At 70.2% G+C, this 20,160-nt stretch carries 21 protein-coding genes and 1 riboswitch; of the genes, 10 read left to right on the top strand and 11 right to left on the bottom strand.

Annotated elements, in window-relative coordinates:
• Positions 1-6 precede the first annotated feature (6 nt).
• Together AB0O44_RS00530 and AB0O44_RS00525 are read right to left on the bottom strand one after the other, a co-directional pair.
• On the bottom strand, positions 7-723 hold the full coding sequence (locus AB0O44_RS00530; protein WP_364133038.1) for a DUF1003 domain-containing protein: 717 nt from the start codon (positions 721-723) through the stop codon (positions 7-9).
• Positions 704-1,987 (bottom strand): CBS domain-containing protein, encoded by a 1,284-nt coding sequence (locus tag AB0O44_RS00525; protein WP_290255761.1) that lies wholly within the window; start codon positions 1,985-1,987, stop codon positions 704-706. The genes AB0O44_RS00530 and AB0O44_RS00525 overlap by 20 nt, the downstream gene beginning before the upstream one ends.
• A gap of 77 nt (positions 1,988-2,064) precedes the next feature.
• On the opposite strand from AB0O44_RS00525, the gene AB0O44_RS00520 reads away from it, so the two are divergent.
• On the top strand, positions 2,065-2,961 hold the full coding sequence (locus AB0O44_RS00520; RefSeq protein ID WP_364133035.1) for a general stress protein: 897 nt from the start codon (positions 2,065-2,067) through the stop codon (positions 2,959-2,961).
• Positions 2,962-3,033: 72 nt separating this feature from the next.
• Here AB0O44_RS00520 and AB0O44_RS00515 read toward each other — a convergent pair whose 3' ends face one another.
• Positions 3,034-4,611 (bottom strand): aminopeptidase P family protein, encoded by a 1,578-nt coding sequence (locus AB0O44_RS00515; protein WP_364133033.1) that lies wholly within the window; start codon positions 4,609-4,611, stop codon positions 3,034-3,036.
• An 84-nt stretch (positions 4,612-4,695) separates the two neighbouring features.
• Here AB0O44_RS00515 and AB0O44_RS00510 point away from each other — a divergent pair, with 84 nt between their 5' ends.
• Positions 4,696-5,541, top strand: coding sequence for a PHP domain-containing protein (locus AB0O44_RS00510; RefSeq protein ID WP_364133030.1), 846 nt, complete (start codon positions 4,696-4,698; stop codon positions 5,539-5,541).
• An 8-nt stretch (positions 5,542-5,549) separates the two neighbouring features.
• On the top strand, positions 5,550-6,158 hold the full coding sequence (locus AB0O44_RS00505) for a MarC family protein (protein ID WP_364134621.1): 609 nt from the start codon (positions 5,550-5,552) through the stop codon (positions 6,156-6,158).
• A gap of 30 nt (positions 6,159-6,188) precedes the next feature.
• Here the strand turns inward: AB0O44_RS00505 and AB0O44_RS00500 are convergent, their stop codons facing one another.
• The 3 genes from AB0O44_RS00500 to AB0O44_RS00490 all read right to left on the bottom strand — a co-directional run bounded on the left by AB0O44_RS00500 (position 6,189) and on the right by AB0O44_RS00490 (position 10,663).
• Positions 6,189-7,070: a site-specific DNA-methyltransferase gene (locus AB0O44_RS00500; protein WP_364133028.1), complete on the bottom strand. Its 882-nt coding sequence runs from the start codon at positions 7,068-7,070 to the stop codon at positions 6,189-6,191.
• Between the two features lie 8 nt (positions 7,071-7,078).
• Positions 7,079-8,875, bottom strand: coding sequence for a DEAD/DEAH box helicase (locus AB0O44_RS00495; RefSeq protein ID WP_364133025.1), 1,797 nt, complete (start codon positions 8,873-8,875; stop codon positions 7,079-7,081).
• A gap of 285 nt (positions 8,876-9,160) precedes the next feature.
• Positions 9,161-10,663: an RNB domain-containing ribonuclease gene (locus AB0O44_RS00490; protein WP_364133022.1), complete on the bottom strand. Its 1,503-nt coding sequence runs from the start codon at positions 10,661-10,663 to the stop codon at positions 9,161-9,163.
• 41 nt (positions 10,664-10,704) lie between these two features.
• On the opposite strand from AB0O44_RS00490, the gene AB0O44_RS00485 reads away from it, so the two are divergent.
• Positions 10,705-11,403 (top strand): ferritin-like fold-containing protein, encoded by a 699-nt coding sequence (locus tag AB0O44_RS00485; RefSeq protein ID WP_364133019.1) that lies wholly within the window; start codon positions 10,705-10,707, stop codon positions 11,401-11,403.
• Positions 11,404-11,458: 55 nt separating this feature from the next.
• Here the strand turns inward: AB0O44_RS00485 and thiE are convergent, their stop codons facing one another.
• On the bottom strand, positions 11,459-12,151 hold the full coding sequence (gene thiE, locus AB0O44_RS00480; protein WP_364133016.1) for a thiamine phosphate synthase: 693 nt from the start codon (positions 12,149-12,151) through the stop codon (positions 11,459-11,461).
• 26 nt (positions 12,152-12,177) lie between these two features.
• Positions 12,178-12,295, top strand: a riboswitch (TPP riboswitch).
• On the opposite strand from thiE, the gene thiO reads away from it, so the two are divergent.
• The 4 genes from thiO (at position 12,286) to AB0O44_RS00460 (ending at position 15,077) form a co-directional block, all read left to right on the top strand.
• Positions 12,286-13,599, top strand: a complete 1,314-nt coding sequence (gene thiO, locus AB0O44_RS00475; protein ID WP_364133013.1) for a glycine oxidase ThiO — start codon at positions 12,286-12,288, stop codon at positions 13,597-13,599. It overlaps the preceding riboswitch by 10 nt.
• Positions 13,596-13,832, top strand: coding sequence for a sulfur carrier protein ThiS (gene thiS / locus AB0O44_RS00470; protein WP_290255751.1), 237 nt, complete (start codon positions 13,596-13,598; stop codon positions 13,830-13,832). Before thiO ends, thiS begins: the two co-directional genes overlap by 4 nt.
• A gap of 5 nt (positions 13,833-13,837) precedes the next feature.
• The gene (locus tag AB0O44_RS00465; protein ID WP_364133010.1) at positions 13,838-14,659 is read left to right on the top strand and encodes a thiazole synthase; all 822 of its coding nucleotides are present in this window, start codon (positions 13,838-13,840) and stop codon (positions 14,657-14,659) included.
• Positions 14,660-14,714: 55 nt separating this feature from the next.
• Positions 14,715-15,077, top strand: coding sequence for a VOC family protein (locus AB0O44_RS00460; protein ID WP_364133008.1), 363 nt, complete (start codon positions 14,715-14,717; stop codon positions 15,075-15,077).
• A 4-nt stretch (positions 15,078-15,081) separates the two neighbouring features.
• On the opposite strand, the gene AB0O44_RS00455 is transcribed toward AB0O44_RS00460, so the two are convergent.
• From AB0O44_RS00455 to AB0O44_RS00445, 3 genes are all read right to left on the bottom strand, one after another.
• Positions 15,082-15,384 (bottom strand): hypothetical protein, encoded by a 303-nt coding sequence (locus AB0O44_RS00455; RefSeq protein WP_364133005.1) that lies wholly within the window; start codon positions 15,382-15,384, stop codon positions 15,082-15,084.
• A gap of 8 nt (positions 15,385-15,392) precedes the next feature.
• Positions 15,393-15,617 carry a DUF3107 domain-containing protein gene (locus AB0O44_RS00450; protein ID WP_290255738.1) on the bottom strand — a complete coding sequence of 75 codons (225 nt, stop codon included), beginning with the start codon at positions 15,615-15,617 and terminating at the stop codon, positions 15,393-15,395.
• 63 nt (positions 15,618-15,680) lie between these two features.
• The gene (locus tag AB0O44_RS00445; RefSeq protein ID WP_290255737.1) at positions 15,681-16,346 is read right to left on the bottom strand and encodes a TetR/AcrR family transcriptional regulator; all 666 of its coding nucleotides are present in this window, start codon (positions 16,344-16,346) and stop codon (positions 15,681-15,683) included.
• 82 nt (positions 16,347-16,428) lie between these two features.
• Between AB0O44_RS00445 and moeB the strand changes: the two genes are divergently transcribed.
• Both moeB and AB0O44_RS00435 read left to right on the top strand, forming a co-directional pair.
• Positions 16,429-17,646 carry a molybdopterin-synthase adenylyltransferase MoeB gene (gene moeB / locus AB0O44_RS00440; protein ID WP_364133001.1) on the top strand — a complete coding sequence of 406 codons (1,218 nt, stop codon included), beginning with the start codon at positions 16,429-16,431 and terminating at the stop codon, positions 17,644-17,646.
• An 11-nt stretch (positions 17,647-17,657) separates the two neighbouring features.
• A complete protein-coding gene (locus AB0O44_RS00435; protein WP_364132998.1) occupies positions 17,658-18,659 on the top strand; it encodes an SDR family NAD(P)-dependent oxidoreductase in 1,002 nt (333 codons plus the stop codon).
• Positions 18,660-18,735: 76 nt separating this feature from the next.
• On the opposite strand, the gene AB0O44_RS00430 is transcribed toward AB0O44_RS00435, so the two are convergent.
• A complete protein-coding gene (locus AB0O44_RS00430) occupies positions 18,736-20,067 on the bottom strand; it encodes a glutamyl-tRNA reductase (protein ID WP_364132995.1) in 1,332 nt (443 codons plus the stop codon).
• Positions 20,068-20,160 lie beyond the last annotated feature (93 nt).

The raw sequence follows: 20,160 nt of genomic DNA, 5'->3' as shown, positions 1-20,160 counted from the left end.
CCAATGTCAGCTTTCGGGGACCGAGCGGCGGCCCTGGGTCTCGGCGCCGCCGTCGGCGCGGACGCGGGGGATCTGCTGGGTGCGGGGACCGCGCTGCTTGTCCCGGCGTTCCCTGAGGTGCTCTTTGACCTTGTCCCGCGGGTTGTCCGGACCGGCGCCGGGTTCGTCCTGGTTGCGGAGCTCCTCCTGCGCCTCCAGCATGTCCTCCAGCAGGCTGCGCAGTTCCGCGCGGACGTAGTCGCGGGTGGCGACTTCGCGCAGCGCGATGCGGAGGGACGCCAGTTCCCGGGTCAGGTATTCGGTGTCCGAGAGGTTCCGTTCGGCGCGCTGCCGGTCCTGCTGCAGCGAGACGCGGTCCCGGTCATCCTGGCGGTTTTGGGCCAGCAGCAGCAGGGGAGCGGCGTAGGAGGCCTGGAGCGAGAGCATCAGGGTCAGCAGGGTGAAGCCGAGGTCCTTGGAGTCGAACTGCCAGTCACTGGGCGCCCAGGTGTTCCAGGCCAGCCAGAAGACACAGAACACGGTCATGTAGACCAGGAACTGTGGCGTTCCCATGAAGCGGGCGAAACCCTCGGTGGCGTGGCCGAACGCGTCCGGGTTGGGCGAGAGCTTGGGCAGGATGCGTTGCCGGCCGCTCAGCGGGGTGTCGAGGGTGCCGGCGGAGCGGGTGCCGGGACGGACGTTGGAGTTCCGGGGGGTGCTGAGTTCAGCCAATGCGGCCTCCAAGCTTCCTTATCGGGGCGTCATCCTCGTGGGCGCGCCAGTCGTCGGGCAACAGATGATCAAGCACGTCGTCAACAGTCACCGCCCCGACAAGCCGGCCGTCATCGTTGACCACGGGAAGCGAGTTGAGGTTGTAGGTGGCCAGGGTGCGGGCCACCTCGCTGATGTGCGCCTGGTCGGAAACGGGCTCCAGATTTTTGTCCACCAGGTTGCCCAGGGGTTCCGGCGGCGGGTAGCGCAGCAGCTGCTGAATGTGGACGACGCCGAGGAACCGCCCGGTGGGGGTCTCCAGCGGCGGCCGGGCGATGAAGATCGACGACGCCAGGGCGGGGGAGAGCTCCTCGCGGCGGACGTGCGCCAGGGCCTCGGCCACGGTCGCCTCGGGCGGGAGGATCACCGGGACAGGGGTCATCAGGCCGCCGGCGGTATCCTCGTCGTACTCGAGCAGGCGCCGGACGTCCTCGGCACCCTCGGGCTCCATCAGCTGCAGGAGTTCCTCGGCCTGGGCGGAGGGGAGCTCGGCGAGGAGGTCGGCGGCGTCGTCCGGGTCCATCTCCTCCAGCACGTCGGCGGCGCGTTCGACGTCGAGGGCGGACAGGATCTCCACCTGGTCACCCTCGGGCATCTCCTGCAGCACGTCGGCGAGCCGTTCGTCCTGAAGTTCGCTGGCCACCTCGAAACGGCGCTTGTCGCTCATCTCCTGGAGGGCCTCGGCGAAGTCGGCCGGCTTGAGGTCCTCGTGGGTGGCGACGAACTGGGTGGCGGCCTGCGGCTCGGTGCGGGCGCCCTGCTGCGCGTCGGCCCAGTCGATGATCAGGGTTTCGTTGCGGCGCAGCCGGCTCAGCGGCGAGAGCGAGTGGCCGCGGCGGACGAAGAGCTTGCTGACAAACCAGTCACCCGAGCGGTGCCGGTCCATCGCGATGTCCTCGATGGTGGCGTCGCCGCTGCCGTCGGCCAGGGTCACGCGCCGGTCGAACATCTCGGCGACCACCAGGGTCTCGGCGCCGCGCTGTTCGAAGCGGCGCAGGTTCACCAGCCCGGTGCAGATCACCTGGGTCTGGTCGATCGAGGTGATGCGGGTCATCGGCACGAAGACGCGCTTCTTGCCCGGGACCTCGACGACGATGCCCACCACGTGGGGCGCGCCGCGGTTGCCGCGGGAGAGCACGACGACATCGCGCAACCTGCCCAGACGGTCGCCCAGGGGGTCGAAGACGTCCAGTCCGAGGAGGCGCGCGACAAATACCCGCGAAAGAGTGGTGCTCACTCCTACAGGCTACCGAGTCTGCTCTCTTTTAGCTGAATTTGCAGGCACCCACCAGCTCGATGGGTGAGAATGGGCCTATGTCAAACATTTTTGGTGGTCCGAAGGCCAACGTTCCGGGCGGGGCGGACGATGCCCGCGCCGTCCCCAAGGGCGACACGGTCGGTTCCTACAGCTCCTACCTGGACGCCCAGAAGGCCGTGGACTACCTCGCGGACCAGCAGTTCCCCGTGCAGCTTGTCTCGATCGTGGGCAACGAGCTGAAGATGGTGGAGCGGGTCACCGGGCGCCTGACCTACCCCCGGGTGGCGCTCTCCGGCGCGCTCAGCGGCATGTGGTTCGGCCTGTTCGTCGGCGTCATGCTCTCCTTCTTCTCCACCTCGGACGGCTACTTCTCCATCATGACCTCCGTGCTGATGGGCGCCGCGTTCTTCATGTTGTTCGGCATCGTCACCTACGCCATGCAGCGCGGCAAGCGTGACTTCACCTCCACCAGCCAGGTGGTGGCCACCAACTACGACGTGGTGGTGGCGTTCGAGGCGGCCCACGAGGCGCGCCGCCTGCTTCAGCAGCTGCCGATGAACCGCGCCGACGCGGTCGGCTACCAGCAGCACGCCCCGCAGCAGGGCCAGCAGCCCTGGGGCGGCCACCAGCAGAACGGACCCCAGCAGAACGGCCCGCAGCAGAACGGACCCCAGTACGGCGGCCAGCCGCAGGGCCCGCAGCGTCCGGCCGGCTGGACCGACCCGTACGGCCAGCGCTCCCCGGAGGCCGGCCAGCAGCCCGGCCAGCAGCAGGCGGGCCCCCAGCAGGGCCAGTACGGTGCCCCGGCCGGCGAGCAGAACCAGCAGCCCGCCCGACCCTCCGCCGTCCGCTACCCGGACCTGCCCGACGGCCGACCGCAGTACGGCATCCGGGTCGGCGATGCCCCGAAGCAGGAGGGTCAGCGGCCCGAGGGCGGCAAGCCGCAGCAGTAGCTGAACCCAAGAGATGACAGAGGCCCCCCGGCGCAACGCCGGGGGGCCTCTCTTGCAAGTAGGATCCGGGGCCTACTGGGCGTCGACGTCCTGATAGATGCCCGCCATCCAGGACTCGACGTCGTCGGCCTTGCGCGGCAGGGCGGCGCTGAGGTTGACCGGGCCGTCCTCAGTCATCAGGATGTCGTCCTCGATCCGGACGCCGATGCCGCGGTACTCGGCCGGGATGGCCAGGTCCTCCTCCTTGAAGTAGAGGCCCGGTTCGATCGTGAAGACCATGCCGGGCGTGAGCACACCGTCCAGGTACAGCTCGCGCTTGGCCTGGGCGCAGTCGTGCACGTCCAGGCCCAGGTGGTGGCTGGTGCCGTGCGGCATCCAGCGCCGGTGCTGCTGGCCCTCGACGCTGATGGCCTCCTCCACGGAGACCGGCAGCAGGCCCCACTCGGACAGGCGCTCGGCCAGGACCGTGGTGGCGGCGGTGTGGATGTCGCGGAACTTGGTGCCGGGCTGGGCGGCGGCGAAACCGGCGTCGGCGGCGTCCAGGACGGCCTCGTACACCTTGCGCTGGATCTCGGAGAAGGTGCCGTTGGCCGGCAGGGTGCGGGTGACGTCGGCGGTGTAGAGCGAGTCCGCCTCGACGCCGGCGTCCAGCAGGAGCAGCTCGCCGGCGTTGACCTTGCCGGTGTTCCGGGTCCAGTGCAGCACCGTGGCGTTGTTGCCGGACGCGGCGATGGTGTCGTAGCCGAGTTCGTTGCCTTCTTCACGGGCGCGGGCGAAGAACGCGCCCTCGACCACGCGCTCGCCGCGGTGGTGGGTGAGTGCCCGCGGAAGGGCCTTGACCACCTCGGTGAAACCTTCCACCGTGGCGGCGACGGCGATTTTCATCTGCTCGATTTCCCACTCGTCCTTGATCAGGCGGAGTTCGGAGAGGGCCTCGCTGAGCTTCTCGTCGAGGGCGTCCAGCACGCCGAGGTCCAGGTTTTCCGGGTCCTTGGCGGTGTTGTAGCGGGCGGTGTCCACGAGGGCGTCGATGTTCTCGTCGACCTTGCGGACGAGGCGGATGGAGATCCCGCCGATCTCGGGCGCCCCGACGTCCTTGGTGATGGCCAGTTCGAGTTCGGCCAGGTCGGCGGTCGCCAGGCCCAGGCGGGCCTTGAACTCGGCGAGGGTCGGGCGGGCGCCGATCCAGAATTCACCGGAGCGGGCGTCGGCGTAGAACTGTTCGGTGTCGCGGCCGGCCAGCGGACGGAAGTACAGCGTCGCGTGGTGGTGGCCGCCGTCGTCGCCCTTGCCCTCATCCGTGGGCTCCAGGATCAGGACGGCGTCGGGCTCGTGGTCCAGGCCGAGGCCGGTCAGGTGCGCGAACCCCGAGTGCGGGCGGAAGCGGTAGTCGCAGTCGTTGGAGCGGACCTTCAGCGGGCCGGCCGGGATCACCAGGCGTTCACCCTTGAACTGTTCGGAGATGGCCTTGCGGCGGGAGGCGGCGTGGCCGGCGACGGCGTCCCGTTCCGGCAGCTCTGCCGGGGCGGCCGCCCAGTTGCTGGCCATGAAGGCCTTGAAGGCCTCGGAAGCGGGGCGCTGGGAGCGGTTGTTGACGCGCTCTTCGAGGGGCTGGGAAGCGGAGATCTGGGTGTTATCTGCATCGTTCACGTCCCCATCGTCTCACCAGCGGCGCGGCTTAGGCCAACAGGCCGCCCGGGGCCCGGAGGCACCCCGATCTACTAGGCTGGGCAGGTGAGGATAGACCTGCATGCCCACTCGAATGTTTCCGATGGAACCCAGCCGCCGGCGGAGCTGATCGCCGCCGCCGCGGGGGCCGGACTCGATGTGGTGGCCCTGACCGATCACGACACCACGGACGGCTGGGCGGAGGCCTCTGCCGCGGCCTTGAAGCTGGGGGTGGCCCTGGTCCCGGGCATGGAGGTCTCGTGCCGGACCCGCGAGGGCATCAGCGTGCACCTGCTCAGCTACCTGCACGACCCCGCCCATCCCGGGCTGCTGGAGGAGATCACCAAGTCCAAGGACGCCCGCTTCACCCGGGCCGAACGGATGGTCAGCCTGCTGGCCGAGGACTACCCGCTCAGCTGGGACGACGTGATCCACCACGTAGCCCCCGGCGCCACCCTGGGCCGCCCGCACATCGCCGACGCGCTCGTGGCCGCCGGCGTCGTCGAGGACCGGAGCGAGGCCTTCGAGACGATCCTGACCTCCCGGTCCCGCTACTGGGTGCAGCACTACGCCCCGGATCCGGCAGCCGCCGTCGAACTCGTCCGGGCCGCCGGCGGAGTCCCCGTCTTCGCCCACCCGGTGGCGTCCTCCCGCGGCCGGATCGTCGGCGAGCACACCTACCGCGAGATGATCGACGCCGGCCTGGCCGGCCTCGAGATCAACCACCGGGACAACCCCGAACAGGGCCGGGCCTTCCTGCGCCGCCTGGCCACCGAGCACGACCTGCTGGTGACCGGCTCCTCCGACTACCACGGCGCCGGGAAGCCGAACCTGCTGGGTGAGAACACCACTGCCCCGGAGGTGCTGGCACGCATCGAGGAACTCGCCAGCGGCACCGCGGTGGTGCGCTGATGGACTGGATCGACCTGCAGCTGCTGGCCTCGGTGATCGTGACGCTCTTCGTGATCATGGACCCGCCGGGCACGGTGCCCATCTTCATGTCCCTGACGGCGCAGATGAACGCGAAGGAACGCAACCTTTCGGCCCTGCAGGCGCTCGTGGTGGCCTCCGGCGTGATTGTCACCTTCGCGATCTTCGGCCAGTCCATCCTGAACTACATGCACATTTCCCTGGCGGCGCTGCAGGGCGCCGGCGGCCTGCTGCTGGTCCTTATCGCGCTGCAGTTGCTGACCGGGTCCACCGGCGGGGAGGAGAGCGCGGCGAAGTACAAGAACGTGGCGTTCGTCCCGCTGGGCACGCCGTTGATGGCCGGACCGGGCGCGATCGTCGCGGTGATGGTGTTCGTCCAGCGCTCGTCGACGGTGCCGCAGTACCTTGCGGTGGGGGTGGGCATCGCCGTGACGCTGGCGTCCCTGTACCTGGCGATGCGGTTCGCCGGGCTGGTGCAGCGGGCGCTGGGGGAGAACGGCGTCGAGCTGGTCACCCGGATTGCCGGCCTGCTGCTTTCGGCGATCGCCGTGCAGATGATCGCCGACGCCGTGCACTCCTTCGTGAAGAGCTGGATGTAGCTCTTCAGGCCGAGTTCTCAGGCCGAGTTCTCAGGCAGGCGGCGCGGCCGGGTGGGCGGTGAACTCGGCGGCGCCGGACAGGCGCTTGGCCATGACGTCGATGGCCGCCTGGTTCTGGTCCACGCAGACGAATTTGCGGCCGAGCTTGGAGGCCACGGCGCCGAGCGTCCCGGACCCGGCAAAGAAGTCCAGGCACCAGTCCCCGGGCCGGCTGGAGGCTGCCACCACGCGGCGGATCAGCCCCTCGGGCTTCTGCGTCGGGTACCCGGTCTTCTCCCGGCCGGTGGGGGAGACGATGGTGTGCCACCAGACGTCGGTGGGGAGCTTGCCGAGCTCCCGCTTGGCTGGCGTGACCAGGCCCGGCGCCATGTACGGCTCCCGGTCCACCTCGGCGCTGTCGAAGTGGTACTTCGCCGGGTTCTTGACGTACACGAGGATGTTGTCGTGCTTGGTGGGCCAGCGGAACTTCGCGCGGGCGCCGTAGTCGTAGGCCCAGATGATCTCGTTGAGGAAGCACTCGCGGCCGAAAATCGCGTCCAGCATCACCTTGGCGTAGTGCACCTCGCGGTAATCCAGATGCAGGTAGAGCGTGCCGTCATCCGCCAGCAGCCGCCACGCCTCCACCAGCCGCGGCTCCAGGAAGGACCAGTAGTCGCTGAAGGCATCGTCGTAGCTGTGCAGGGCGCCCTTGATCGTGTCGTAGGAGCGGCCCTTGAAACCCACCCGGTCGCCCACGCCGTCGGCGTTGAGCACCATCTTCGTTTCCTGGCGCTTCTGGACCCGGCCGGTGTTGAAGGGCGGGTCCACGTAGATGAGGGTGAAGGCGCCGTCCGGCAGCGTCTGGAGGAACTCCGCGTTGTCCGCGTGTACCACCAGGTTGCTGCCGTCCGGCGCCCAGACGGAGTCAGGCATGGTGGGGATTAGGCCTCGGCGCTGCGCGTCGCGGTACCGCCCTGGGCCTCCCCGGAAACCACTTCGCCGTTGTGGCGGCGGGTCCGGGTGCGGCGGCGGGCACGGGTGGCCCGGTCAACCTCGGTGGCGGACGTCGCGGCGGCGGCGCGGCCGGTGGCCTCCACGGGCGCTGCGGCCGTCTCCTGCTCGGGGGCGGTCCGACGACGGCGCGAGCCTTCGCGGGTGCCCTCGCGGGAGCCTTCGCGCGAACCGGAGCGGGAGCCGGAACGTCCGCCCTCGCGGCCGCCTTCGGACGAACCGGCCCGCGAACCCTCGCGGCCGCCGGAGCGTCCGCCCTCACGGGAGCCCGGGCGGCCGCCGTCGCGGGAGCCGGTGCGGGCGCCGTCACTGCCGGTGGCGCGTGAGCTGCTGCGTGGGTTCTTCTTGCCGGTCTCGCCCAAGTCCTCGAGTTCCTCGGCGTCCACGCCGGCCAGGACGCGCTTGTCGCGCGGCAGGCGGCCCTTGGTTCCCTCGGGGATATCCAGATCCTCAAACAGGTGCGGGGAGGAGGAGTAGGTCTCGATGGGTTCCGGAACGCTCAGGCCGAGGGCCTTGTTGATCAGGCCCCAGCGCGGCATGTCGTCCCAGTCCACGAAGGTCACGGCGGTGCCCTTGTTGCCGGCGCGACCGGTGCGGCCCACGCGGTGCAGGTAAATCTTCTCGTCCTCGACGCACTGGTAGTTGATCACGTGCGTGACGTCGTCGACGTCGATGCCGCGGGCGGCGACGTCGGTGGCGACAAGGACATCCACCTTGTTGTTGCGGAAGGCGCGCAGCGCCTGTTCGCGGGCGCCCTGGCCGAGGTCACCGTGGATGGCGGCGGCCGCGAACCCGCGGTCCACGAGTTCCTCCGCGACCTTTGCGGCGGTGCGCTTGGTCTTGGTGAAGATGATGGTCCGGCCGCGGCCGCGGGCCTGCAGGATCCGGGCCACCACCTCGACCTTGTCCATGCTGTGGGCGCGGTAGATCAGCTGGCGGATGTCCCGCTTGGTCAGGCCCTCGTCCTCGGGGTCCGCGGCGCGGATGTGGGTGGGCTGGCTCATGTAGCGGCGGGCCATGGCGATGACCGGGCCGGGCATGGTGGCGGAGAACAGCAGGGTCTGGCGCACGGCCGGGGTGGCGGCGATCAGCGTCTCGACGTCGGGCAGGAAGCCCAGGTCCAGCATCTCGTCGGCCTCGTCGAGGATGACCATCTTCACGTTCTTGAGCACCAGGTGCTTCTGCTTGAACAGGTCGATCAGGCGGCCGGGGGTGCCGACGACAACTTCCACGCCCTTCTGCAACGCATCGACCTGCGGCTCGTACGCGCGGCCGCCGTAGATGGTGGCGATCCGGGCGTTGCGCTTGCGGGCGGCGTTCTGCAGGTCGTTGGCGACCTGGACGGCGAGCTCGCGGGTGGGGACGATCACGAGGGCCTGCGGGGCACCCGGTGTCGGGAGGGCGTCGTAGCCTGCGTCGTCGCGGCCGATGACCCGCTGCAGCGCGGGGATGCCGAAGCCGAGGGTCTTGCCGGTGCCGGTCTTGGCCTGGCCGATGATGTCGTGGCCGCCCAGGGCCACCGGCAGGGTCATGGCCTGGATGGGGAACGGGTGTGTGATCCCGGCGTCCGCCAGGGATTCGACGATGTCGGCGCGGACGTTGAAGTCGGCGAACGTCTTTTCCGGAAGGGCGTGGGGCGCCTCGTCGGAGCTGATGGTTTCTTCCGGTTCGATCGATTCCGTGCCGGATTCGTCGGTCAGAAGCTGATGCGTGTGCAATTCACTCACGGGGAGTTTCCTTATTCATTTGGGTTGCGCTGCCTGCTCGACGGGGCGGCGGAGGGCCGTTCCGGAGCACGCTCGGTAGGCGCAAGCAAGTCCAGTGGAGCCGATCGCGGGCTATCTAGATGCTGGCACTGGGACCAGCGGGTGTGTCTCAAGATCGCGTAGGGGCGGGCTTGTTGATTCGAAATTACGAGGAAATCAACGACCGGGCATCCATTACTACCCTTCCAGTCTAGCCGTTCGGCCCCTGCGTCCCCGACGGCGCGGCCGTTGCGGCGCGGTGCGGCCTCAGCCCGCGAGCTCCAGCCGCACCTCGCGGGCGGCGATGTCAGCCGAGACGACGCGTACCCGGACCAGGCTGCCCGACTCCATCTCACCCGGGCATCGGGCGGTCACGGCCGGCTCCGCGATCTGCACGATTCCGGACGGACCGTTGCCGTTTCCGTTCGCTTTTGTCCCATTCCCGTTGCCGTTGCCGGCCCCCGCGCCGTTACCGTTGGCGGGCTTCGACCCGGAGATGACGACGGCGTCGAACTCCTGGCCGACGTGGTTGACCAGCAGCGCCGCCTCGACCGTGTCCAGCGACATCCGCTCCAGCTTCCCGGCGAGCTGGTCCGAGGCGGCCATGATCGCGGGCAGGGACGGCAGCGCCTCCCGGGCCCAGGCGGGAACTTCGGCGCCGTTCGAGAGCGCCTCGCAGATGACCAGGACGAACCGGTCGATCAGCCGCCGCAGCGGGGCGGTGGAGTGCGCGTAGGACGCGCCGATGGCGGATTGGATGGCGTCGTCCGGGACGCTGCCATCGAACGGGGTGTACCCCGCGCCGCGGAACAGCATCCCGGCCGAGTGCAGGATGGCCAGCTGCTTGGGGTCCGTGGGGTCCAGGGTGCGCAGGTATTCCCCGTAGCTGGTCTGCCCGTCCCACGGCTTGCCGAGCGCTCCGGTCTGCCGGCGGAAGTGGCGCAGGGAGCGTTCGTCCGGCGCGGGCATGGTCCGCAGGATGCCCACCTTGCCCTCGAGCATCAGGCCCGCGGCGGCCATCCCGGTCATCAGCGAGATCTGCGCGTTCCAGTCCTCCACCGGCAGCGGGGGAGCCGCGACGATCCGGTAGCCGCCGTCGGGGAGCTGTTCGATTTCCTGGTCCGGCATGTTCAGGCTCGCTCCGCCGCGCTGCCGCTCGAGCTCCACCCGCTTGCCGCCGACCTCTTTCAGCAGTTCCAGAACGGGGGCGGCCGTGCCGGCGTCGAGGTCCGCCTGCACCCCGGCGTAACTGAGCTTGGCGCGGCTGATGACCCGGGCGCGGCGCACCAGGACCGAGGACACCTCGGCGGCGGCGTCGAGCTCGAACTCCCAGACGAAGGCCGCGCAGAGCTGGCCGGCCAAGAGGCTGCCGGCGGCCTCGCTGATGACCTCGGGGTGGAGCGGGATGCGGCCCTCGGGCGTGTAGAAGGTCTGCCCGCGGCGGCGCGTCTCGGCGTCGAGCGGGCCGCCGGGGGCCACGAAGGACGGGACATCGGCGATCGCGTAGAAGACCTTGTATCCGTCGCCGGAGCGGTCAATGAACAGGGCCTGGTCCAGGTCCGTGGACGACGCCGGGTCGATCGTCACGAACTCCACGTGGGTCAGGTCCAGGCCGGGAAGTTCGTGCCCGGCCACCGCCGCCTCGGCGTCGCGCAGCGCCTCCTCGGGGAACGGCCCAGGCAGTTCCAGTACTGTTCGCAGGGCCTTCAGCGCCCCGGCGAGCTGGTTTTGCTGCTGGCGGACGCTCGGCGTCAGGCGATGGTGAGACACGAAAGTCAGGGTAGCCCGAAATCCGCCGCTAGTCTTGAACGATGAGCACTCCGACGCCGGATTCCGCCCGCGATCACCGCTTTCTCACGGACCTGCTCGGCGTGATGGCCTACAGCGAACTCTCCGCCTTTGAACGGCTCTCCTCCGACGCCCGCTACGCGCCCACCCTCCGGGACCGGGCAGTGCTGGGCCGGCTGGCGGTGCGGGAGTTCGAGCACTACGAACTGGTGTGCGCCCGGCTGCAAGCCGTGGGTGAGGACGTGGAGGGCGCCATGGTGCCGTTCCAGCGCTCGGTTGACCACTTCCATGAGCGGACGCGGCCGGCCGACTGGTTCGAGTCGCTGATGAAGGCTTACGTCATCGACACCGTCTCCGCCGACTTCTACCGTTCCCTGATTCCGCGGCTGGATCCCGCCACCGCGGAACTCGTGGAGCAGGTCCAGGCCTCCGAAGAGGCCACCGGGGTGCTGCGTGAACGGCTCAAGCAGGCCCTGGCCGACGATCCCCGGCTGGCCTCCCGGCTGGCGCTGTGGGCACGGCGGCTTCTCGGCGAGGCGCTGACCCAGGCGCAGCGGGTCGCGGCCGACCACGCCTTCCTGGCCGTCCAGGGTTCGGAAGCAGCGGGCAACGGGGCAACGGGCAACGGCGTCCCTGCGGGCACGGATCCGGTCCGGGCGCTGCTGACTTCGCTGGCCACGGCGCACTCACGCCGGATGACCCTGCTGGGCCTGGCGGGGTAGAGGGCCTGCGGCCGGTGAGGCCGAGGCGACCGGCCGCGCTTAGGCACGGCCGCGACTAAGCCCGGGCGTCGAGGGCGGCGAGCAGGGCCTGCGCCGCAGCGGCGGGGTCCTCCGCCTCGGTGATCGCCCGGACCACCACGATCCGCCGGGCCCCGGCGTCGAGGACCTGCTCCACATTTGTCAGGTCGATGCCGCCGATCGCGAACCACGGCACGACGCCGGCCACCTTGCCGCCGTCGCCCGCGGCCTCGGCGTGCTCGATCGCGTCGGCGGCGTAGCGGACCAGGTCCAGGCCGACGGCGGCCCGGCCGGGCTTGGTGGGTGTCGCCCAGACCGGGCCCACGCAGAAGTAGTCCAGCCCGCTCCGGCCCGGCGCGGCGGCGATGGCGGCGTCGACCTGCTCCGGGGTGTGAGTGGACAGGCCGATCACGGTGTCCTTGCCGAGGAAGTCCCGGGCCGCTCCGAACGGAATGTCCTTCTGCCCGATATGGAACACCGGCGCGCCGGCCAGCGAGGCCAGGTCCGCGCGGTCGTTGACGGCCCAGAGCCGGCCGTGGCGCGCCGCGACCGTGTGCAGGACCTCCAGCAACTCCAGTTCCTCCGCGGCTTCGATGGTCTTGTCCCGGAGCTGGATGATGTCCACGCCCCCGGTAAACGCGGCATCGACAAAGGCTTCAAAGTCTCCGCGGTCCTTGCGGGCATCGGTGCAGAGGTACAAACGGGCGGTGCTGTGGACATCCTGGCTCATGCCCCAAGCGTAGTTCCTCTAAACTGGGCGCATACCGCGGGAGCCCCGCAGGCCGGTGACGGCGCAGGGCTGAGAGGGCGTCAGAGCCGACCGCTTGACCTGATCCGGCTAGTACCGGCGTAGGGAAGGAACCCATGAACACCACCCCCAGCCCTAAGGCCCGGCCGCACGGCCCCGGGGCCCCGCCTGACGGCCGCCACGGCGCCGTCGACGTCGCCGTGATTGGCGGGGGCGTGATCGGCTACGGCATCGCCTGGGAACTCCGGCGCTCCGGACGCACCGTGGCGCTGGTCGACGACGCCCCCGGGGACGGCGCCAGCTGGGCCGCCGCCGGCATGCTAGCCCCCGTCAGCGAACTCCACTACCAGGAGGAGGGCCTCCTGCCCCTGATGCTGGAGTCCTCCCGGCTCTGGCCCGCCTTCGCCGGCAGCCTCGCCGACGGGGGCGACGAAGGCGCCGGCACCGGCTATCTCACGACGCCGACCCTCGCCGTGGGCGCCGACGCCGCGGACCGCCAGGCGCTCGCGGACCTGCGCGCCCTCCAACTGGCCTCCGGCCTGTCCGTCGGACCCCTCACCGTGCGGGAGGCCCGCCGCCGCGAACCGTTGCTCAGCCCGGCGATCTCCTGCGCCTTCGAGATCCCCGCCGACCATCAGGTGGACCCGCGCCGCCTGATCACCCGGATCACGGCGCTGCTGGCCGCCGACACCGGGTTCCGGGCCGTCCCGCAACGGGCCGAGGGCCTAATCCAGGCGGACGGCCGGGTCGCCGGCGTGCGGCTCAGCGGGGGAGGGGAGATCCGGTCGGTCGAGACCATCGTGGCCAACGGCCTGGGCGCCGCCGCCCTGCAGGACCTCCCGGCCGGGCTCACCCTGCCGCTGCGGCCGGTCCACGGCGACATCCTCCGGCTCCGGGTGCCCGAACGGCTGCGTCCATTGCTGAGCTCCACCGTGCGCGGACTGGTCCGGGGCGTCCCGGTCTACATTGTTCCGCGCGGGGACGGCACCGTGGTGGTGGGCGCCACCCAGCGCGAGGACCAGGCCCGGGACCGGGCCGTCTCCGCCGGCGGGGTCTACCAGCTGCTGCGCGACGCCCAGCAGCTGGTCCCGGCCGTCGCCGAGCTGGAACTCGACGAGGCCACGGCCAGGGCCCGCCCCGGCACCCCGGACAACGCCCCGCTGCTGGGACGGGTCCGTGCCGCCGGCGGCGGCCACGTCCCGGGCCTGGTGATCGCCACCGGCTTCTTCCGGCACGGGGTGCTGCTGACCCCGGCCGCCGCGGCCATCTGCCGGGAGCTGCTGGACGGCACCCCGGACCCGCGGTGGGACGGGTTCCTCCCGGACCGCTTCGACCGCCCGCACACGGACGCTGAGCACAGCCAGTCGACCAGCCAGGCGCACAGCCCTACCAATGCTCTCCACCCCGCGACCCACAGGACAACCGCATGAACATCACCCTCAACGGGAAGCCGCACGCGCTCCCGGACAACGCCACGGTCGGCGCCCTCGTCAGCGGCGTCACCGGCCGGCCCCTGGCGGACAACGGCCAGGCCACGGACGGACGCAAACTCGGCGTCGCCGTCGCGCGCAACGCCGAGGTCGTGCCCCGCAGCCGGTGGCACGCAACAGAACTCATCGAGGGCGACGACGTCGAACTCGTCACCGCGGTACAGGGAGGATGAACGGCATGAAGGAAGCAGACACCGCGCAGGAGCCCGCCGTGAAGGCCACGGCGCACCGCGACCCGGTGACCTTCGACGGCGTGGAGCTGGGCTCCCGGCTCATCATGGGCACCGGCGGCGCACCCAGCCTCGACGGCCTCGGCGCCGCACTGGAAGCGTCCGGCACGGAACTGACCACCGTGGCGATGCGCCGCTACTCCCCGGCCGAGAGCGGATCGCTGTTCCAACTGCTGGCCGACCGCAACATCCGGGTGCTGCCCAACACCGCAGGATGCTTCACCGCCCGCGACGCGGTGCTCACCGCCGAACTGGCCCGCGAGGCGCTGGAGACGGACTGGGTGAAGCTCGAAGTGATCGCCGACGAACAGACGCTGCTTCCGGACGCCCTGGAACTGGCCGACGCCACCGAACAGCTGGTGGCGCGCGGGTTCAAGGTCTTCGCCTACACGAACGACGATCCGGTCCTGGCGCTGCGCCTGGAGCACCTCGGTGCCACGGCCGTCATGCCGCTGGGCGCGCCGATCGGCACCGGCCTGGGCATCCTGAACCCGCACAACATCGAACTGATCGTCTCCCGGGCCTCGGTACCCGTGGTCCTCGACGCCGGCATCGGCACGGCCTCGGATGCGGCGCTGGCCATGGAGCTGGGCTGCGATGCCGTGCTGCTGGCCACCGCGGTGACCAGGGCACAGAACCCGGTGCTGATGGGAGAGGCGTTCAAACACGCCGTCGCCGCGGGCCGCCTGGCCCGGCTGGCCGGCCGCATCCCGCGCCGCGAGCACGCGCTGGCGTCCTCCGGCATGGAAGGCCGCGCCGAGTTCCTCTAGGGACCGCGGCCAGGGACCGCGGCTACCCGCCGGGGGAGCGGGGTAGCCTAGGCGCATGAAGATGCGCCTAGAAGTGATCCAGGTTCCGGTGGCCGACGTCGACGCGGCCAAGGAGTTCTATTCCGAGCGACTGGGGTTCGTGCTGGACCACGACGTCGAACACATCCCGGGGATGCGGGTGGTCCAGCTGACGCCTCCCGGCTCCGCGGCGTCAATTGTGATCGGGACGGGAATGACCGGGATGAAGCCCGGCAGCCTCGAGGGGCTGCAACTGGTGACCCCGGACCTGGCCGCGACGCGCGCGGAGTTGGTGGGCCGCGGGGCGGAGGTCAGCGAAATCGAGGACATGGGCGGCGTCCTATTCGCCCACCTCAGCGATCCGGACGGCAACCGCTGGGTGCTGCAGCAGGCGCTGTAGGGGGCTAGGAGCGCAGGATGGCGTTCAGCCGCTCCGTGTCCTGGGCGGTGCGGGACCGGCCCAGGAGCACGACGGCGGCAACCGCGGCGGCCGCGGCGAGCAGCAGCGGCAGGATCCACGGGATCCAGGTCAGGCCCGGCTGATAGCCGAGGCCCGCGGCCTGGAAGATGATCCAGCTGAGCATCCCCACCGTGAGGGCGACACCGGCGGGTACGGCGATGCCGTACTTGGCATGCCGCTTGCCATTGGCCCAGACGACGAAGCCGGCGGCAACGGCCACCATCGCCACCACGATGAGGGAGAGCACAGCGGGTCCTAGAGGGCGCCGAAGCCGACGCGGCGGACCTCTTCGGCGCCGATCTCAACATAGCCGAGGACGCCGGCCGGCACGATTACCTGGCGGCCCTTCTCATCGGTGAGGCGCAGCTCGGTGCCCTTGGCGATGGCCTCGCTGACCAGCGCCGCCACGGCGTCGGCGTCCTGGCCGGACTCCAGGGCGATTTCGCGGCCGATGTTCTGAATGCCGATCTTTACTTCCACAGCAAGGCCTCCCAGCCAATCAAAGTGTTCACGTTCCCCTAAAGGGGGTTTTCTATTTGTAGTCTAGGACTCTTTCGGGAAGCGGCTGATTCCGCGCCAAGCTAAACGGTAGATCAGGTCGCTGGCCACATCGAGGTCCAGGTTGCCGTCCGTTTCCAGCCAGTACCGGGCGCTGACCTGGGCCATGCCGGACAGGCCGCGGCCCAGCAGCTGGGCCTCCAGCAGCGGGAGTTTGGTGTCCTCAGCGATGACCTTGGCGATCGCGTCGGCGAACGTCTTGTTGAAAGTCTCAAGCCGGCGGGCGACGTCGGCGTCGTTCACCAGGTCGGACTCGAACACCAGCCGGTGCGCCTGGTCGTCGTGGGCGATGAACCGGAAGTAGGCCCGCATGACCGCTTGGACGCGTTCGTCGTTGTCGGTCGTGGAGTTCAAGGCCCCCAGCAGCAGCGCGGTGAGGGTGGAGAGGTGGCTGTCCAGCAGCGCCAAGTAAAGCTCACGCTTGGACGGGAAGTGCTGGTAGAGGACCGGCTTGCTCACGTGGGCGGTCTCGGCGATCTCATCCATGGCGGCACCGTGGTAGCCGTTCGCGACGAAGACCTCCTGCGCGGCGGCCAGCAGCTGGGCCCGGCGTTCATCGCGGGGCAGGCGGGCGGAACGCTGCCCACCGGTGCGCGGCTGCGCCGCCGGCTTTCCGGTCTGTCCCCGATCAACCGGTGCCTGATGAACCACTCTGGGCCTTCTTTCCTCGCTGTTGGTTCCACAATACGCGGGGGTAATATGACTGGCGGCAACTTCGGGCATAGATTGAAGTATGGCTTCGAAGTTGACCGAGAACAGTACTTCCGCCGCGGCCGGCCAGGCTCCCGGCCCGCTGGTGGAACCGGCCGCCGACCTCACCGCGGCGGAGGTGGAACGGTATTCCCGCCACCTCATCATTCCCGAGATCGGATCCCTGGGCCAACGCCGCCTGAAGAACGCCAAGGTCCTGGTGATTGGCGCCGGCGGGCTCGGCTCACCCACGCTGCTGTACCTGGCGGCCGCCGGCGTCGGAACGCTCGGGATCATCGACGACGACGACGTCGACCTGAGCAACCTGCAGCGCCAGGTGATCCACAGCGTCGCCGACGTCGGCCGGCCCAAGACCGAGTCGGCGCGGGACGCAATCGCCGCCCTGAACCCCCTCGTTGACGTCCGCCTGCACAACGTCCGGCTCGACGCGTCCAACGCCCTGGAACTGTTCGCCGGCTATGACCTGATCATCGACGGGGCGGACAACTTCGCCACCCGCTACCTGGTCAACGATGCGGCCGCCATCCTGGGCAAGCCCTACGTCTGGGGGTCGATCTTCCGCTTCGACGGGCAGGTCAGCGTGTTCTGGGAGCAGCACGGCCCCACCTACCGCGACCTGTATCCCGAGGCGCCGCCGGCCGGGTCCGTCCCTTCCTGTGGCGAGGGCGGGGTCTTCGGCATGCTGTGTGCCGCCGTCGGCTCCCTGATGGTTTCCGAGGCGGTCAAACTCATCACCGGCGTCGGCCGTTCCTTGCTGGGACGGGTGGCGCTCTTCGACGCCCTGGGCGGCAGCTGGCGCGAAATCAAGGTCTCCCGCGACCCGGACGCGCCCAGGGTCACCGAACTGACCGACTACGAGGCGTTCTGCGGGATCACCCCCGCCGCCGACGCCGGCACGGACACCGGGCACACCATCACCGCCACCCAGCTGGCCACCATGCTCGCCTCCCGCAACGCGGGCCTGCGGCAGTTCGAACTGGTGGACGTCCGGGAGAGCGGCGAGTACGACATCGTCCGGATTGAGGGCGCCCGGCTCATCCCGCAGGGCCGGATCCTCGCCGGCGAGGCGTGGGCCGAGCTGCCGCAGAACACGGACATCGTGTTCCACTGCAAGGCCGGCACCCGGTCCGCGGCCGTCCTGGCCGCCGCCCGGGCCGCAGGCTACGAGCGCGTCAGCCACCTCGAGGGCGGCATCCTCGCCTGGGTCCGGGACGTCGAGCCCGGCAAACCCGTCTACTGAAAGGCAGCTCCATGGTCACGGACAACGGCACCACCCCGCAGCACCCCCTCGGCTCCGGATTCGGGCCCCGCACGACGGCGGCCGAAGCGGTCGCGGGAATCGACCTGCACGGCAAGACCGCCGTCGTCACCGGAGGCTATTCCGGGCTGGGCCTTGAAACGGTCCGGGCGCTGGCCTCCGCCGGCGCCAAGGTCATGGTCCCGGCCCGCCGGCCAGAACACGCCCGCGAGGTGCTGGACCAGGCCGGCCTCGACGGCGTGGCCGTCGCCGCCCTGGACCTCTCCGACCTGGACAGCGTCAGGAGCTTCGCTGCGGACCTCCTCGCCTCCGGCTTCCTTGGAGAGGCCGGCAGCCTGGACATCCTGATCAACAACGCGGCCATCATGGCCAGCCCGGAGACCCTCGTCGGGCCCGGCCGGGAAGCACAGTTCGCCACCAACCACCTGGGCCACTACGCCCTGGCCAACCTGCTGTGGCCCGCCCTGTCCGCCGGGGACGGGGCCCGGGTGGTTGCGTTGTCCTCCACCGGCCACAAGCTCTCGCCGGTCCGGTTCGAGGACCTGAACTTCGACTCCGGCTACGACAAATGGCAGGCCTACGGCCAGGCCAAGACGGCCAACGCGCTCTTCGCCGTCGAACTCGACGCCCTGGGCAAGTCCTCCGGAGTGCGTGCCTTCGCCGTCCACCCCGGCGGCATCATGACCGAACTGCAACGCCACCTGCCCCGCGAGGAAATGATCGCCTCCGGCTGGATGGACGAGGCCGGGAACGTCAACGAACGCTTCAAGACCCCGGAGCAGGGCACGGCCACCTCGGTCTGGGCCGCCACCTCACCGCGGCTGGCGGGAATGGGCGGGGTCTACTGCGAGGACTGCGACATCGCGGAGCGCACCGTGCCGGGCTCCCCGGAGGCCAGGGTCCGCGGCGTTGACGCCCACGCGATCGACCGGGAGGCGGCGGAAAGGCTGTGGCAGAAGTCGGCGGAACTGACCGGCATCAACGCGTTCGCGTAGTCAGCGGCTGCGGGAGGGCCGGGGGGGAGAAACACCGGGGGCCGGTCAGGGGGACAAACGCCAAGCAGGGAGTTCGTCAGGCAGATTCGCTGTGGTCGACCGGGCAGCCGGCCTCCGCGGCCCGCGGTGCCTTGCCGGCGGCAGGCTGGGCGGGCTGTTCGACGGTGATGCCGTAGACGGCCTCGAGGCCTGCGACGTAGTCGGCCTGCTGGCCGTTGGCCGCCAGCTCACGGGCGCGGACCGTCGGGACGTGCAGCAGCTGCTTGACCATGCGGCGGAGGGCGAACTCGACCTCCTCGGCGGCGGCGGTGCAGCCGTGACGGGCGCGGACCTTCTCCATCTCGGCGTCAAGGACGTCCATGGTGTGCCGGCGAAGGGCCACGATGGCGGAGTCCACGGACCGCGCCTCCCGCTCCTGCTCGAAGGCGGTGGCGGCGCCGGCCACGATGCCGCTGGCCTGGGTCAGGGACTCGGCCTGCTCCTGCGGCGCGGCGAGGCGGACCGATTCGAGGGTGAGGAGTTCGACGCCGTCGAGCTCGGCCACGGCGGGGTCGAAGTCGTGGGTGAGCGCCAGGTCGATGGCGATCAGCGGCTGCGGCGAGGCCGAGCGGATGCGGGCGAGCTCGTCCGCCTCGACCCGGCTGTCCGAGCCGCTGCAGCCGATCATGATGTCCGCTGCGGCGACGGCGCCCGGCAGCGAGTCGCTGTCCAGGGCGGTCCCGCCGCGGGTGGCGACGAATCCGGCGGCGCGGCCGGAGGAGGAGAAGACGGAGATGTCGGTGCAGCCGCGTTCCCGCAGCAGGGACATGGTGGCGCCGGCGTAGGCGCCGGTGCCGAAGACCACGACCTTCTTGCCGGCCCAGTCGTTGCTCTCGGAGAGGTCGGTGGCCAGGTCGAGGGCGACGGAGACGATCGAGAGGCCGCGGGAGCCGAGGGCGGTCTGCGCGCCGACGTCCTTGGCGGTCTTCGAGGCGGCCTGGAAGAGCCGGACCAGGCCGGAGCTGGCGGTTCCCTCGTGCTGGGCGGAGATCAAGGCGCGGCGCACCTGGCCGGCGATCTCGCGTTCGCCGACGACGGCGGAATCCAACCCGGAGCTGACGGCGAAGAGGTGCCGGCTGACGTCCGCGCCGGTACGGGTGTTGAAGGCGCGGGACACCAGCTGCTTGTTCAGGCCGCTGGCGTCGCTGATCCGGGAGATCAGGGCGGCGCGGGCCGCCTCGACGTCGTCGGGGTTCGGTGCCTCGCCGTAGATCTCGAATCGGTTGCAGGTGGAGAGTACGACGGCGCCGGCGACGGCAGGGGATTCTGCGAGGGCTGAAGTGGCAAGGCCGGAGGCACCGGTGCTCAACTGAGCAACGGTCTCGAGATCGATGTCGGCGTGTGTAGCCACCAATGAGAAAAGAACCACAGCACGACCATCATAGCTTTTTCGTGCTCCGGTAGAAGAGTTTCCGGACGTGGGACTGGGCACTCCCGGCTGTGAGCCGCAGCACATCCGCCG

The sequence above is a fragment of the Arthrobacter sp. NPDC080082 genome, from assembly GCF_040686595.1.
GTDB lineage: Bacteria > Actinomycetota > Actinomycetes > Actinomycetales > Micrococcaceae > Arthrobacter.
The sequence above is the reverse complement of the archived record's forward strand: the minus strand, read 5'-3'. Positions and strand labels throughout refer to the sequence as shown.